General features: G+C 71.5%; 16 protein-coding genes. 7 read left to right on the forward strand and 9 right to left on the reverse strand.

What is annotated here, in order from left to right:
* Positions 1–208: 208 nt before the first annotated feature.
* Positions 209–850, reverse strand: a complete 642-nt coding sequence (locus tag DEJ51_RS07130) for a DNA-3-methyladenine glycosylase (RefSeq protein WP_150256828.1) — start codon at positions 848–850, stop codon at positions 209–211.
* A 109-nt stretch (positions 851–959) separates the two neighbouring features.
* Between DEJ51_RS07130 and DEJ51_RS07135 the strand changes: the two genes are divergently transcribed.
* The 3 genes from DEJ51_RS07135 (at position 960) to DEJ51_RS07145 (ending at position 2,994) form a co-directional block, all read left to right on the forward strand.
* On the forward strand, positions 960–1,742 hold the full coding sequence (locus tag DEJ51_RS07135; protein ID WP_030010486.1) for a sporulation protein: 783 nt from the start codon (positions 960–962) through the stop codon (positions 1,740–1,742).
* A 61-nt stretch (positions 1,743–1,803) separates the two neighbouring features.
* On the forward strand, positions 1,804–2,340 hold the full coding sequence (locus DEJ51_RS07140; RefSeq protein WP_150256829.1) for a YbhB/YbcL family Raf kinase inhibitor-like protein: 537 nt from the start codon (positions 1,804–1,806) through the stop codon (positions 2,338–2,340).
* A 150-nt stretch (positions 2,341–2,490) separates the two neighbouring features.
* Entirely contained in the window at positions 2,491–2,994 is a 504-nt protein-coding gene (locus DEJ51_RS07145) for an HNH endonuclease (RefSeq protein ID WP_150256830.1), read from the forward strand.
* A gap of 60 nt (positions 2,995–3,054) precedes the next feature.
* Here the strand turns inward: DEJ51_RS07145 and DEJ51_RS07150 are convergent, their stop codons facing one another.
* From DEJ51_RS07150 to DEJ51_RS07165, 4 genes are all read right to left on the reverse strand, one after another.
* On the reverse strand, positions 3,055–3,825 hold the full coding sequence (locus DEJ51_RS07150; protein WP_150256831.1) for a sulfite exporter TauE/SafE family protein: 771 nt from the start codon (positions 3,823–3,825) through the stop codon (positions 3,055–3,057).
* A 90-nt stretch (positions 3,826–3,915) separates the two neighbouring features.
* The gene (locus DEJ51_RS07155) at positions 3,916–4,902 is read right to left on the reverse strand and encodes an SPFH domain-containing protein (RefSeq protein ID WP_150256832.1); all 987 of its coding nucleotides are present in this window, start codon (positions 4,900–4,902) and stop codon (positions 3,916–3,918) included.
* An 84-nt stretch (positions 4,903–4,986) separates the two neighbouring features.
* The gene (locus DEJ51_RS07160; protein WP_150256833.1) at positions 4,987–5,415 is read right to left on the reverse strand and encodes an NfeD family protein; all 429 of its coding nucleotides are present in this window, start codon (positions 5,413–5,415) and stop codon (positions 4,987–4,989) included.
* Positions 5,416–5,476: 61 nt separating this feature from the next.
* Positions 5,477–6,271 (reverse strand): ABC transporter ATP-binding protein, encoded by a 795-nt coding sequence (locus tag DEJ51_RS07165; RefSeq protein WP_030720092.1) that lies wholly within the window; start codon positions 6,269–6,271, stop codon positions 5,477–5,479.
* Between the two features lie 134 nt (positions 6,272–6,405).
* On the opposite strand from DEJ51_RS07165, the gene DEJ51_RS07170 reads away from it, so the two are divergent.
* Positions 6,406–7,188, forward strand: coding sequence for a hypothetical protein (locus tag DEJ51_RS07170; RefSeq protein WP_150256834.1), 783 nt, complete (start codon positions 6,406–6,408; stop codon positions 7,186–7,188).
* Between the two features lie 271 nt (positions 7,189–7,459).
* Here DEJ51_RS07170 and DEJ51_RS07175 read toward each other — a convergent pair whose 3' ends face one another.
* From DEJ51_RS07175 to DEJ51_RS07190, 4 genes are all read right to left on the reverse strand, one after another.
* Positions 7,460–8,446, reverse strand: coding sequence for a beta-propeller fold lactonase family protein (locus DEJ51_RS07175; protein WP_150256835.1), 987 nt, complete (start codon positions 8,444–8,446; stop codon positions 7,460–7,462).
* A 127-nt stretch (positions 8,447–8,573) separates the two neighbouring features.
* On the reverse strand, positions 8,574–8,819 hold the full coding sequence (locus DEJ51_RS07180) for a chaplin (protein WP_030012639.1): 246 nt from the start codon (positions 8,817–8,819) through the stop codon (positions 8,574–8,576).
* Positions 8,820–8,969: 150 nt separating this feature from the next.
* Positions 8,970–9,635 (reverse strand): response regulator, encoded by a 666-nt coding sequence (locus DEJ51_RS07185; protein ID WP_190620247.1) that lies wholly within the window; start codon positions 9,633–9,635, stop codon positions 8,970–8,972.
* Positions 9,628–10,776, reverse strand: a complete 1,149-nt coding sequence (locus tag DEJ51_RS07190; protein ID WP_150256836.1) for a GAF domain-containing sensor histidine kinase — start codon at positions 10,774–10,776, stop codon at positions 9,628–9,630. The genes DEJ51_RS07185 and DEJ51_RS07190 overlap by 8 nt, the downstream gene beginning before the upstream one ends.
* Positions 10,777–10,933: 157 nt before the next feature.
* Here DEJ51_RS07190 and DEJ51_RS07195 point away from each other — a divergent pair, with 157 nt between their 5' ends.
* The 3 genes from DEJ51_RS07195 to DEJ51_RS07205 all read left to right on the forward strand — a co-directional run bounded on the left by DEJ51_RS07195 (position 10,934) and on the right by DEJ51_RS07205 (position 13,767).
* Positions 10,934–11,683, forward strand: a complete 750-nt coding sequence (locus DEJ51_RS07195; RefSeq protein WP_150256837.1) for an SDR family NAD(P)-dependent oxidoreductase — start codon at positions 10,934–10,936, stop codon at positions 11,681–11,683.
* A gap of 59 nt (positions 11,684–11,742) precedes the next feature.
* Complete coding sequence (locus DEJ51_RS07200; RefSeq protein ID WP_263411698.1) at positions 11,743–12,804, forward strand: S-adenosylmethionine:tRNA ribosyltransferase-isomerase; 1,062 nt, start codon at positions 11,743–11,745, stop codon at positions 12,802–12,804.
* Positions 12,805–13,086: 282 nt separating this feature from the next.
* The gene (locus DEJ51_RS07205; protein ID WP_150256838.1) at positions 13,087–13,767 is read left to right on the forward strand and encodes a transglycosylase SLT domain-containing protein; all 681 of its coding nucleotides are present in this window, start codon (positions 13,087–13,089) and stop codon (positions 13,765–13,767) included.
* The last annotated feature ends 15 nt before the right edge of the window (positions 13,768–13,782 follow it).

Raw genomic sequence — 13,782 nt, forward strand, 5'->3', positions numbered from 1 at the left:
CGTTGGGGGTCTTTGCCTTTCGGCGTTCCACCACTTTAGCGCTTATCCCTTGCGGCTCATAATCGAGCCACTGGCCAGGAATTCGGGCATGCCGAATAGAACCCCGCCAGGGGTAAGTCGTAGGTGTTGGGTTGGCCGCTCTGGGACCTGCCGACAGCAGTGCCCGTTCAAGCGGCTCGGGCTACGTTAGGCGTCCGGCAGGGCCGAGTCAAGTTGAGCGGCGGCGTGGTGAGTGGGGGCGATACGGGCTCACCGTCGGGTCGTGGGTGACCCAGAAGCGGTACGGATGGTCCGCGCCGGCTCCGCCGACTCCCGTACGTGGGCCGCTGCTCGTCAGGTCCGCCGAGGTCGGGGTGCCCGTGAGGACGGACAAGGGGGAATCGGGGCCCCCGCAGAGGTCGGTGCCGTCGAGGGAACGGTCCACGTCCAGGGCTGTGGCCAGGCGGGCCGGCCCTTTGGCCAGTTCTCTCGGGTTTCTGGCCGAGATTCGACGTTTCGCGGCCAGCTCGGCGCCCACCGTGACCTCGCCCGCGCGCAGCAGTACCCCGCTCGCCCGGCCCGGGGGGCCGCACACCAGATTGAGGCTGAACCACATGCCATAGATGAAGTAGACGTACGCGTGTCCGGGTGGACCGAACATCGATGCGTTGCGGGCGGTGCGGCCGCGGTAGGCGTGGGAGCCGGGGTCGGTCTCCCCCTCGTACGCCTCGACCTCCGTGATGCGCAGTTCGAGGGGGCCGTCCGTGGTGCGGCGGACCAGGGTGCGGCCCAGGAGATCCGGGGCCACGCTGAGGACCGGGCGGTCGAAGAAGGACCTGGGCAGGGGCGTACGGTCAGGGCGCGCGCTCATCCGGTCGAGCGTAGTGGAACGCGTCCGCCTGGAACCGGGGCCTAAGGTTCCGCGTTGGTACGGGGTAGTCGCGGCGTAGTCGCCAAGATCCTTCAAGGGGAGTTAGAGCATGGGCTTCAAGAAGCTGTTCGCGAGCCTGGGCGCCGGTGGTGCTTCGGTGGACACGATCATCACCGAGCCGAACGTCGTGCCGGGCGGAATCGTCCAGGGCGAGGTCCGGATCCAGGGCGGATCCGTGGAGCAGCAGATCGAGGGGCTGTCCGTCGGGCTGCAGGCGCGGGTCGAGGTCGAGGGCGGTGACCAGGAGTACAAGCAGGACATCGTCTTCACCAAGCAGCGGCTGGGCGGTGCCTTCAAGGTGCAGCCGGGTGCGCTGCACGTGGTGCCGTTCGGGCTGGAGATCCCCTGGGAGACGCCGATCACCCACTTCGGTGGTCAGCACCTGCACGGGATGAACATCGGGGTCAGCACCGAGCTGGAGATCGCGCGCGCGGTGGACGCGGGCGACCTCGACGCGATCAACGTGCACCCGGTGCCGGCGCAGCAGGCGATCCTCGATGCCTTCCGGCAGCTCGGCTTCACGTTCCGCAGCGCGGACATGGAGCGCGGGCACATCCGGGGCACGCGCCAGTCGCTGCCCTTCTACCAGGAGATCGAGTTCCTGCCGCCGTCGCAGTACCGCGGGCTGCACCAGGTCGAGCTCACCTTCATCTCCGACGGCCGGGAGATGGACGTCGTCCTGGAGATGGACAAGAAGCCCGGTCTGTTCACCGAGGGCAGTGACACCTACCGCTGCTTCCAGGTGGGGCTGCAGTCGTACCAGGGCACGGACTGGGCGGCGTACCTGAACCAGTGGATCGCGAGCGTCGGTTCGCAGCGCAACTGGTTCTAGGCTCGGAGCCGCGTCCGTCCGCGGGCGCGGTTCGTTGTGTCGTTTTCCCGGAGGTTCAGCAGTGTCAGAGCAGAGCAGGGCGCCCCTTCCGCACGACTTCCACCCCGAGGTCGCGTCCTTCACGGTGACGAGCGAGGACGTCGCCCACGGAGCCGATCTGCACGCGGCTCAGGTCCTGACGGGGAAGAACGTCTCGCCGCACCTGCGGTGGGAAGGGTTCCCCGAGGGCACGAAGAGTTTTGCGGTGACCTGCTTCGACCCGGACGCGCCCACGGGCAGCGGGTTCTGGCACTGGGTCCTCTTCGACCTGCCCGTCTCGGTGACGGAGCTGCCGGCGGGGGCGGGCACCGGGGACTTCGCGGGGCTGCCTGCGGGTGCCGTGCACGCGCGCAACGACTACGGGACGAGGGACTTCGGCGGTGCGGCACCGCCGCGCGGGGAGCGGCACCGCTACGTGTTCACCGTGTACGCGGTGGGCCAGGAGCACCTCGGCCCCGACGAGGACTCGTCGCCGGCCGTCGTCGGCTTCCATCTGCGGTTCCACGCCCTGGGGCGTGCGCAGCTCGTCGCCGAGTACGAGGCGCCTCCCGCGCGCTGATCGTTTCCCGAGCGTTCGCCCGGTCCTGGTCTAAAGAAGGCCAGGACCGGGCATTTTTATTGCGTTGTCCCGCGTGGCGCGCGCGGCCAGAGTGGTTGCGGGCCCTGCCGCACGGGGTGGTCGCGGGCCTGCACACGGGAGGTGGGCGAGATGCGGGACACGCTGGTGCTGAATGCGAGCTTCGAGCCGCTGTCGACGGTGACTCTGAACCGGGCTGTGGTTCTGGTGCTCCAGGACAAGGCCGTCGTGGAACAGTCGCACCCCGAGCTCCGTGTGCGCGCGGCCACCATGGATCTTCCGATGCCGCGGGTGATCAGGCTCTGCAGGTACGTCCGGGTGCCGTTCCGAAGACATGCTCCCTGGTCGCGGAGGGGGGTGCTGGTCCGGGACCAGCACCGTTGCGCGTACTGCGGGAAGCGCGCGACGACCGTGGACCATGTGCTGCCGCGGGCTCAGGGGGGTGGGGACAGCTGGCTGAACACGGTGGCTTCCTGCGCCGAGGACAACCACCGCAAGGCGGCGCGGACTCCGGAGGAGGCGGGTATGCCGCTCCTCCGGAAGCCCTTCGTGCCGTCGCCGGCGGACGCGATGCTGCTGGCCCTGGGGGTGGCCGGGCAGGAGGGGCTCCCGGAGTGGCTGGAGCGTTCCGCCTAGGCGGATCCCCTGTATGCAGGAGGGACGGTCGCGCTGGGCGGCGTAGTTTTTCTACGTCGCTCAGCTGACGAGCAGTTGGACGATGGCGATGACGCCGACCGTCACGATGACTGCGCGCAGGACGGTCGGCGAGAGGCGGCGGCCGACCTTGGCTCCGATCTGGCCGCCGATCGTCGAGCCGACGGCGATGAGGACGACGGCCGTCCAGTCGAACTCGGCGACGAAGAGGAAGACGACGGCCGCGATGCCGTTCACGAGAGCCGCGATGACGTTCTTGACGGCGTTGACCCGTTGCAGGTCCTCGCGGAGCAGCAGGCCCATCAGGCCGAGGTAGAGCACGCCCTGGGCGGCACCGAAGTAGCCGCCGTAGGCGCTGGAGAGCAGCATGCCGCCGAGCAGGGCCGGTCCGCCGTCGGGGTGGCCGGCGTCGCCTCCGGCGGCGTCCTGGCGTCGGCGCAGCGCGGCGGCGAGCCGGGGCTGGAGGACGACGAGGACGAGGGCCAGGGCGATCAGGACGGGCACGATCGTGTCGAAGGACTCGGACGGCAGGGTGAGGAGCAGGATCGCTCCCGCGAGCCCGCCGACGAGGGACACGGAGCCGAGCCGCAGGATGCGGGCGCGCTGCCCTTGGAGCTCCTTGCGGTAGCCGATGGCTCCGCTGATCGAACCGGGCACCAGGCCGAGGGTGTTGGACACGTTGGCGGTGACCGGGGGCAGGCCGGTGGCGAGCAGCACCGGGAAGGTGATCAGGGTGCCGGAGCCGACGATGGTGTTGATCGTGCCCGCGCCGATGCCGGCGGCGAAGACAGCGAGGGATTCCCAGATGGACATGGACGGTGCCATCCCCTTTGCATGAGTGAGTCGCCTCCCCGCCATGAAGGTCGAGGGGCCTCACTGATCATGCAGGAAGAGGGTGGCGGGTCAGTCGATGGGGGGCTGTTCGCGGCGGTCCGCGGCGTCCTTGTCCCGGGCTGCCGGGATGCCGCCGCCGTCCTTGCCGGTGTTCTGCGGGTTGAAGCCGGAGCCTCCGCCCATGGGGCCGAAGTTGCCCATGGCGCCGGAGAGGCCCTTGAGGGCGTCGCCGATCTCGCTCGGGACGATCCAGAGCTTGTTGGCGTCACCTTCGGCGATCTTCGGGAGCATCTGGAGGTACTGGTAGGCGAGGAGCTTCTGGTCGGCGTCGCCGGCGTGGATGGACTCGAAGACCGTGCGGATGGCCTGGGCTTCGCCCTCGGCGCGCAGTGCGGCGGCCTTGGCGTCACCTTCGGCGCGCAGGATGGAGGACTGCTTCTCGCCTTCGGCGCGCAGGATCTCGGACTGCCGGACACCTTCGGCCTGGAGGATGGCGGCGCGCTTGTCGCGGTCGGCGCGCATCTGCTTCTCCATCGAGTCCTGGATGGAGGTCGGCGGCTCGATGGCCTTGAGCTCGACGCGGTTGACGCGGATGCCCCACTTGCCGGTGGCCTCGTCGAGGACTCCGCGCAGGGCCGCGTTGATCTCCTCGCGGGAGGTGAGGGTCCGCTCCAGGTCCATGCCGCCGATGATGTTGCGGAGGGTGGTGACGGTGAGCTGTTCGATGGCCTGGATGTAGCTGGCCACCTCGTAGGTCGCGGCCCGCGCGTCGGTCACCTGGTAGTAGATGACGGTGTCGATGTTGACGACCAGGTTGTCCTGGGTGATGACGGGCTGCGGCGGGAAGGGGACGACCTGTTCGCGGAGGTCGATCCGGTTGCGGATCGAGTCGATGAACGGGACGACGATGTTGAGGCCCGCGTTGAGGGTGCGGGTGTAGCGGCCGAACCGCTCGACGATGGCGGCGCTGGCCTGCGGGATCACCTGGATCGTCTTGACCAGTGCGATGAAGACCAGAACCACCAGAATGATCAGGACGATGATGATCGGTTGCATGCGGTTCCCCGTGCCCTTCCGGCTGTCTGTGCTGCCCCGTTGATCGGAGTCTCGCAGACCTGGGGGCCGCGAGCAGGCTGGTTCTCACATCACGACGGCGGTCGCCCCGTCGATCTCGACCACGTCGACGGACTGTCCGGGTTCGAAGCTGGTGTCCGCGTCGAGGGTGCGCGCGGACCAGACCTCGCCGGCGAGCTTGATGCGGCCGCCGCTGCCGTCGACGCGTTCCAGGACGACGGCGGATCTGCCCTTCAACGCGTCGATTCCGCTGCGGTGTTGGGGGCGCTGGGTGCGGTGCCGGTTGGCGATGGGCCGTACGACGGCGATGAGCGCGACCGACACGACGACGAAGACCAGGACCTGCGCCACGACTTCGCCGCCGAGGGCGGCCGTGACGGCGGCCGCGACCGCGCCCACGGCGAACATGCCGAACTCCGGCATGGCGGTCAGGACGAGGGGGATGCCCAGTCCGACCGCGCCGATGAGCCACCACACCCACGCGTCGATGTCCACGTGGTCATGGTAGGTCGGGTGGGCGCGGTCGGGACAGGGTGCGGGGACCCGCAAGAGGGGCTCAGCCGAGCGGAAGGCCCTGGGCGGTCCAGCGGTCGGTTCCGTTGCGCTCGACGACCAGCGGGAGGCCGAAGCAGAGGGAGAGGTTGCGGGAGGTCAGTTCGAGGTCGATCGGGCCCGCGGTGACGACCTTGCCCTGACGGATCATCAGGACGTGGGTGAAGCCGGGGGCGATCTCCTCGACGTGGTGCGTGACCATGACCATCGACGGGGCGAGCGGGTCGCGGGCCAGGCGGCCGAGGCGGCGTACGAGGTCCTCGCGGCCGCCGAGGTCCAGGCCGGCGGCGGGCTCGTCGAGGAGCAGCAGCTCGGGGTCGGTCATCAGGGCGCGGGCGATCAGCGTGCGCTTGCGCTCGCCCTCGGAGAGGGTGCCGAACTTGCGGTCGAGGTACTCGGTCATGCCGAGGCGGTCGAGGAAGGCGCGGGCGCGCTGCTCGTCGACGTCCTCGTACTCCTCCTGCCAGGTCGCCGTCATGCCGTAGGCGGCGGTGAGGACGGTCTGCAGGACGGTCTGCCGCTTGGGCAGCTTGTCGGCCATCGCGATGCCGGCGACACCGATGCGGGGGCGCAGCTCGAAGACGTCCACCTTGCCGAGGGTGCTGCCGAGGATGGTGGCGGAGCCCTTGGTGGGGAAGAGGTAGCTGGAGGCGAGGTTCAGCAGTGTGGTCTTGCCGGCGCCGTTGGGGCCGAGGATCACCCAGCGCTCCCCCTCCTTCACCGACCAGGAGACCTGGTCCACCAGAGCCCGGCCCTCGCGGACCACGGATACGTCCACCAGCTCCAGAACATCGCTCATGAGCGTGTTGTCACCCCTTGCAGTCACGGTTTGCTGTGCGCCGGTAGACGCAGCCCCTATGGGAAAACCTACGCCACTCGGAGCGGGCTCCGGGGCCGGGGCCCTGTGCCGGGGCCGATCCGTAGAGTAGGGGGATGCTTTTCGAACCACGTTCAGGGCGCTTGGCCGCCTGGGGGAACGCACTGCTGGCCGGTCTGGTCTCGCCCGACGAGGCCGTGTTGTCGATCGTGGGCGAGGACGCCGTGCACCGGGTGGAGGGGCTGCCGGGCGAGACCGGTCCGGTCGGGCTCACCCTGGCGCTCGGCCGGCTGCGGGCCCTGGGGGTGTCGGGGCTGCGGGTGGCGCTGCCGGCGCCGGGGCATCCGCTGGGGCTGAGCGGGCCGCCGGAGTTCAATGCGCGGGCGCTGGAGGCGGAGGAGGCGGTCGTCGCGGTGGGGGCGGCGCTGGGTCTGGTGCCGGAGGTGTCCGAGGCCGGGCCGGCCGGGGACGTGCACGTGTCGGTGACCTGGCACGTGCTGCCGGTACGGGAGGCCCCGCCGGCCGACGTGCCTTCGCTGAGCGAGGCGGAGCGGGAGCTCGCGGAGGCGCTGCGCGAGGCCACGGAGGTGCTGACCCGGCTGGACGTGGCGGGGTCCGGGCCGGTCGCGGAGGCCGCGCTGTCGGCGTACCGGGCGCGGGCCGAGGCGGGGCGGGAGACGCTGGCGCCGGGGTATCCGCCGCGGGCGGTGCGGGTGCTGGCGCTGGCGCAGCGGGTCGACCTGATGGTCTCGCTGGCGTACGAGAACGGGCACGGGGGCGCGGTGGCCGCCTCGGAGATGGCGGCGCGGGCGGAGGCGCTGCGGCCGGTCGAGCGGGTCGCTCGGCGGGCGCTGGTGGCGGCGTACAACTCGGCCGTCGAGGAGCGCGAGCGGGGGTGACCCCCGGGCGGGCGGGTGGGGTGCGGCGCCGCTGCGCGGGCCCCGGCTGCGCCGGGCTTCGTGGGGCTCCGCCCCACACCCCGCGCCTCAAACTCCCCCAGCTACCGCTGGGAGGTGCCCCCTGGCGAGGCTGGAATGGGCGCGCCTCTACGTCGAAGGGGCAGAGTGGGCGCGCCTCGACACCGACGAGGCAGAGTGGGTGCGCCTCGACGTCGAAGGGGCAGAGTGGGCGTGCCTCTGCGTCGAAGGGGCTGATCGGGCGTGCCTCACGTCAGCGCGGGGTTGGTTGCGTCGTGACGCCGGTCGGGCCGTCGCCGACCGGGACCGTGACCGTCCGGCCCGTTCTCGTGTCGATCACCGACAGGGTGTCCGAGTCGAAGTTGCTGACGTGGACGCTGCAGCCGTCCGGGCCGACGGCGAGGCCGTTGGGGCCGTCGCCCACGGGGATGGTGTCCGTGACGGTGCGGCTGCGGGTGTCGATCACCGAGACGTCGTCCGACCCGAGGTCGGCCACGTAGACGCGGCTGCCGTCCGGAAGGACTCCGATCCCGGTCGGCTGGTCCCCGACCGGGATGCGGTCCGTCTCCGTGCGGGCCCGGGTGTCGACCACCGACACGTCGTCCGAGGTGAGGTTGGAGACGTAGAGGTGCCGGCCGTCGGGGGTGAGGGCCAGGGCGGTGGGTCCGCTGCCCACGGGGACGGTGGCGGTGACCGTTCCGCTGTCGGTGCCGACCACCGAGACGCTGTCGGAGCCGGCGGTGGCGACGTACAGCGTGCGTCCGTCCGGTGTCACCGCCAGGCCCAGGGGTGCCTCGCCCACGGCGATGGTGTCCGCGACGGCGAGGGTGCGGGTGCTGATCACCGACACGGTGCCCGCGGCGACGTTGGCCACGTAGACGTATCTGTTGTCCGGGGAGACCGTCACCCTGCTCGGTTCGTGCCCGACTCCGACGGTTTCGACGACCGTTCTGGTGCGGGTGTCGACCACGGACACCGTGTCCGCCGCGGAGTTGGTGACGTAGAGCCGGGAGCCGTCGGGAGCGAGCGCCGCGCTGTCGGGCCCGTCCCCCACGGGAACGCCGTCCACGACGGTGCCGGAGCGGGTGTCGACGACCGAGACGGTGTCGGAGTGGAGGTTCGCCACGTAGACGAGGGTTCCGGGCCGCGCGGGCGGCGGTGCGGCCGTCAGGCCCGTCAGGGCAGCCACGGCGCAGAGCACGCCGGCGGTCCGCAGGGCGATCTCCTGGTTCCTCGTCATGCGGGTCACGCTAGGGGTGCCGGTGGGGCGGCGAGGCGAGGCTCGCGCGGGGGTCGCCCGACCGGCACACCGCTGCGGCCCTGCTTCCAGGGAGAGGGGGGAAGCGGGGCCGCAGGTCGGGGCGGGGTCAGGCGTTGACGCCGGTGTTGCCGAAGGCGCCGTTGAGCAGACCGATCACGTTGACGGTGTTGCCGACCACGTTGACGGGGACGTGCACGGGGACCTGGACCTGGTTCCCGGAGGCCACGCCGGGCGAGTTCAGGGCCTCGCCCTCCGCCGACGCACCGCCGTGCGCCGAGGAGACACCGGCGCCGGCGGCGAGGAGGCCGCCCGCGATCATGGTGACGGCTGCGGCCTTCTTGAAGTTCTTCACGTTCTCGTCCTCCAGTGCGTCTGCCGCGACCAGCCGTCGCGGCACGCATGGAAGAACGGCCCGGCCCGCGATCGGGATACGCCATGTGGGCTACATACACCCGACCGTATGAATCTCAGTCCGGAACGAGACGATCCGATTTACCTCAGATCACTCGGCGATTCCGTGCCTGACCGCCCACAACGCTGCCTGGGTCCGATCGGAAAGGTCCAACTTCATCAGGATGTTCGAGACATGGGTCTTGACCGTCTTCTCGGACAGGACCAGCGCGCGGGCGATCTCGCGGTTGGAGCGGCCGTCGGCGATCAGGCCCAGGACCTCGCGTTCGCGGTCGGTCAGCGAGCCGGGCCGGCCCGCCGGGGAGCCCTGGTCGTCCTGGGAGAGCAGGGCCAGGGCCACCTCCGGCTGGAGCAGCACGTGGCCCGCGTGGACGGAGCGGATGGCTCCGGCCAGCGCCTCCGGGTCGATGTCCTTGTAGACGTATCCGGCCGCCCCGGCCCGCAGGGCGGGGACCACGGTCCGCTGCTCGGTGAAGCTGGTGACGATCAGCACCCGGGCCGGGTTCGCCAGCGCGCGCAGCCTGCGCAGCGCCTCGATGCCGTCGGTCCCGGGCATCTTGACGTCCATCAGGATCACGTCGGGCCCCAGCTCCTCGGCGCGGGCGATGCCCTCCTCGCCGTCGGAGGCCTCGCCGACCACCTCGATGTCCTCCTGGACCTCCAGGAAGGTGCGCAGGCCCCGCCGGACCACCTGGTGGTCGTCGACCAGCAGTACCCGAATGCCACTGCCGCCGCCGCGGCCGGTGCCGTCAGCCACCGGGGACCTCCATCTCGATCGTGGTGCCCCGACCGGGCTCCGAGTGCACGGTGAGCCGGCCGCCGACGCCGCCGGCGCGGTCCCGCATGGAGACCAGGCCCAGGTGTCGGCCCGCCCGGCGGACGGCCTTGGGGTCGAAGCCCTTGCCGGTGTCGAGGACCCTGAGGACCGCGCCCCCGGAGGGGGTCCGGGCCAGGGTCACCTCGACGCGGTCGCCGGCCGAGTGGCGCAGGGCGTTGTGCAGGGCCTCCTGCGCGACGCGGAGCAGGGCTTCCTCCTGGGCCGCGGGCAGCGCCCGTACTCCGTCACAGGTGAAGGTGACGTGCGCGGTGTGGGCGCGGTCGAGGACGTGGACGTGCGTACGGAGGGTGGCGACCAGTCCGTCCTCGTCCAGGGCGGCCGGTCGCAGCTCGGTCACGGCGGCGCGCAGTTCGTCGGCGGCCTCCGCCGCCAGGGCTGCCACCTGCTGGAGCTCGTCCTTCGCCCGGGCCGGGTCGCGGTCGACGAGGGTGGCGGCGGCCTGGGCGGTGAGGCGCAGCGAGAACAGTTTCTGGCTGACGGCGTCGTGGAGCTCGTGGGCGAGCCGGGAGCGCTCCTCGGCGATGGTCAGCTCGCGGCTGCGCTCGTAGAGATGGGCGTTGGTGAGGGCGATGGCCGCGTGCTGGGCGAGGAGGGAGAGGAGTTCCTGGTCCTCGTCCGTGAAGCCGCGAGGGCCGCGTTTGTTCGCGAGGAAGAGGGCGCCCAGGGTCTCCTCGCCGTCGCGCACGGGCATGCCCAGGAAGTCGGACATCTCCGGGTGGGCGTCGGGCCAGCCCTCGAAGCGCGGGTCCTCGCGTACGTCGGCCAGGCGCTCGGGGCCTGGCTCGTGGAGCATCGCCGCGAGGATGCCGTGCTGGCGGGGCAGCGGGCCGATGCGGCGCCACTGCTCGGGGCTGATGCCGTCCACGACGAACTGGGCGAAGCCGCCGTGGTCGTCCGGGACGCCCAGGGCCGCGTACTCGGCGTCCAGGAGTTCGCGGGCCGACACGACGATCGTGCGCAGGACGTCGCGGACCTCCAGGCGGCGGCTCATGGCGAGCAGTGCGGTGCTCACGGCGGCCAGGCCGCTGGGGGGCCCGCCGTGCGGGGGGCTACCGGTCATGGGCTCACCGTACCCGCGGCTGTGACCTGCGGGATCGGGCCGTGGACGTAGGTCGAAGGGACCTGCGGGGGTGGGGCTCGTGGCCGACGCGGTGCGGAGGGGGGCGTTCCTAGGTTGGGGGCATCTGCTGATCGGTACGGAAGGCGAGGGTGCTGTCATGTCGGTGGCGATCGTGACGGGGGCGTCCAGGGGGCTCGGCCGGGCACTGGCCGGGGAGCTGGCGGCGCGGGGCTGGGACCTGGTGCTGAGCGCGCGGGGTGCGGCGGCGCTGGAGGAGGCCGCGGCCGGCCTGGCGCCCGGGACCAGGGTGGCGGCGGTGGCCGGGGACGTGTCCTCGGCGGCGCACCGGGCGGCGCTGGTGGCGGCGGCGCGGGAGCTGGGCGGGCTGGACCTGCTGGTGAACAACGCGGGGGTGCTCGGGACCGAGCCGCTGGTGCCGCTGGCGGAGCATGCGCTGGACGGGCTGCGGGAGGCCTTCGAGGTCAACGTGGTGGGGCCGCTGGGCCTGGTCCAGGAGGGGCTCACGCTGCTGCGTGCGGCGGGAGCCGGGGCGGTGCTGAACATCAGCTCGGACGCGGCAGTGGTGGCGTACGCGACGTGGGGGGCGTACGGCGCGACCAAGGCGGCGGGGGACCTGATGTCGGCGGTGCTGGCGGTGGAGGAGCCGGGGCTGCGGGTGTGGTGGGCGGACCCGGGGTCGATGCGGACGCGGATGATGGCGGCGGCCGAGCCGGACGAGGACCTGGCGGGGCTGCCGACGCCGGAGGAGGTGGCTCCGGCGCTGCTGCGGCTGGTGGAGGGGGCGCTGCCGAGCGGGCGCTACACGGCGCGGGAGCTGGCGGCGGAGGAGCGGGCGGGCGCGGGGGCGGGGGCGGGCTCAGGGGCGGGGACCGGGGGCGGGCGGTGAGCGGGTCCCGGGCCTTGCACGAGGAGGGTCTATATATAACGGACATACCGCCGCATTTGATGGCCCGGATTCCGGCCGAGCAGCGGGGGCCGGGGCTGAGGCGGGACTCCGTACGGCTGCTGGTGTCACGAGGCACCGAGCGAGTGTCGCTGCACGCCTTCCGGGAGCTGCCGGGGCTGCTGCGGCCCGGGGACGTGCTGGTGGTGAACACCTCGGCCACGCTGGCGGCCGCCGTGGACGCCCGGCTGGGCGGCGAGGGCCTGGTGGTGCACTTCTCGACCCGGGGCGACGACGCCCGCTGGGCGGTGGAGCTGCGCACCCCGGCCGGCGACGGGACGACGCGGCCGCGCGCCGGGGGGCCACCCGGGGCGGTGCTGGAACTGCCGGACGGCCACCGCCTCACGATCGAGGAGCCCCTCGCGGCGGGCGCGGACCGGCTGTGGTGGGCGCGGCCCTCGCGCGGGCCGGACGGCGTGCCGGCGCTGCTGCGGGCGTACGGGCGGCCGATCCGGTACGCGTACACGGAGCGCGACCAGCCGCTCTCGGCCTATCAAACGGTGTTCGCGGTGCCCTCCCCCGACGGCTCGGGCTCGGCGGAGATGCCGAGCGCGGGCCGACCCTTCACGGCGGAGCTGGTGGCGCGCCTGGTGAGCCGGGGGGTGCAGTTCGCCCCGCTGGTCCTGCACACGGGGGTGGCCTCGCAGGAGGCGCACGAGCCTCCCTACCCGGAGCGGTACGAGGTGTCCGCCACGACGGCGGGGCTGGTGAACGCCGCCAGGGCCGCCGGGGGGCGGGTCATCGCGGTGGGAACCACGGCGGTACGGGCCCTGGAGTCGGCCGCGGACGCGCAGGGACGGGTGCGGCCGGCCGCCGGGTGGACCGGCCTGGTGGTCACTCCGGAGCGCGGCGTGCGGGTGGTGGACGGGCTGCTGACCGGCTTCCACGAGCCCGAGGCGTCCCATCTGCTGATGCTGGAGGCGGTTGCGGGGCGGGCCGCCGTACGGCTCGGGTATGCCGAGGCGCGGGCCCGGCTCTGCCTCTGGCACGAGTTCGGGGACGTCCATCTGCTACTCAAGGATGAGAACCGTGACCATATGCATTGCGACAGCAACTCACGGTGAAACGGATCTCCGGGCGATGTGACCCCGCACATAGGACCCACATCACTTACGAAGCCGCCTAGTGGACGCATAAAGACCCTGTCAGTGCTGTCCCACCTAGCGCCGAGGCCCGAAATCGGGCTTCGGCGCCCGTGCGTGATCCACTAAGCGGGATCGTACGTCACACCTTTGCCACAGGATTTTGCCGCCGCTAAGAATTGCTCCCGTCGCACAGCACCGCGGATCCCCGGATCCACAAAGCGCCTTCCTGCGACTCCCGCTATTCGAAGAGGTTGCCCCGCCATGTCTGCTTCCCGCACTCCCGGTCACAGTCGTCTGACGAAGGCACACAAGCTGTCCATCGCCGGTGTCGCCACGCTGAGCGCCGCCGCCGTCGCCTTCTCCCTCGTGCCGGCCGACGCCGCCGAGGCCGAGGTCGTCACCGCCGCCCCCGTCGCCTGGACCCAGGCCGTGGGTGGCGCGCAGACGAAGACGCTGCAGGGCAACCTCTCCGCACAGCAGGTCATCTCCCAGGCGAACGCGAAGGCCGCGGCCAAGATCAAGGCCGACGCCGACGCCAAGGCCAAGGCCGAGGCCGCCGCGAAGAAGGCCCGCGAGCAGAAGGCTGCCGCGAGCCGCTCCGCCGCCCGCACCCCGGTCTTCGCGAACAACCTCGACGGCTGGATCAAGGAAGCCCTCTTCATCATGAAGAAGGAGGGCATTCCGGGCACCTACGCCGGAATCCACAAGAACATCATGCGCGAGTCCAGCGGTAACCCGATGGCGATCAACAACTGGGACATCAACGCCCAGAACGGCATCCCCAGCAAGGGTCTGCTCCAGGTCATCTACCCGACCTTCAAGGCGTACCACGTCAAGGGCACCAAGTTCGACCAGTACGACCCGGTCGCCAACATCGTCGCCGCCTGCAACTACGCGGCCGACCGCTACGGCTCCATGGACAACGTCAACAGCGCCTACTAGGCCCTGACGCACCCT

This window comes from Streptomyces venezuelae (genome assembly GCF_008642275.1).
Lineage (GTDB): Bacteria > Actinomycetota > Actinomycetes > Streptomycetales > Streptomycetaceae > Streptomyces > Streptomyces venezuelae_E.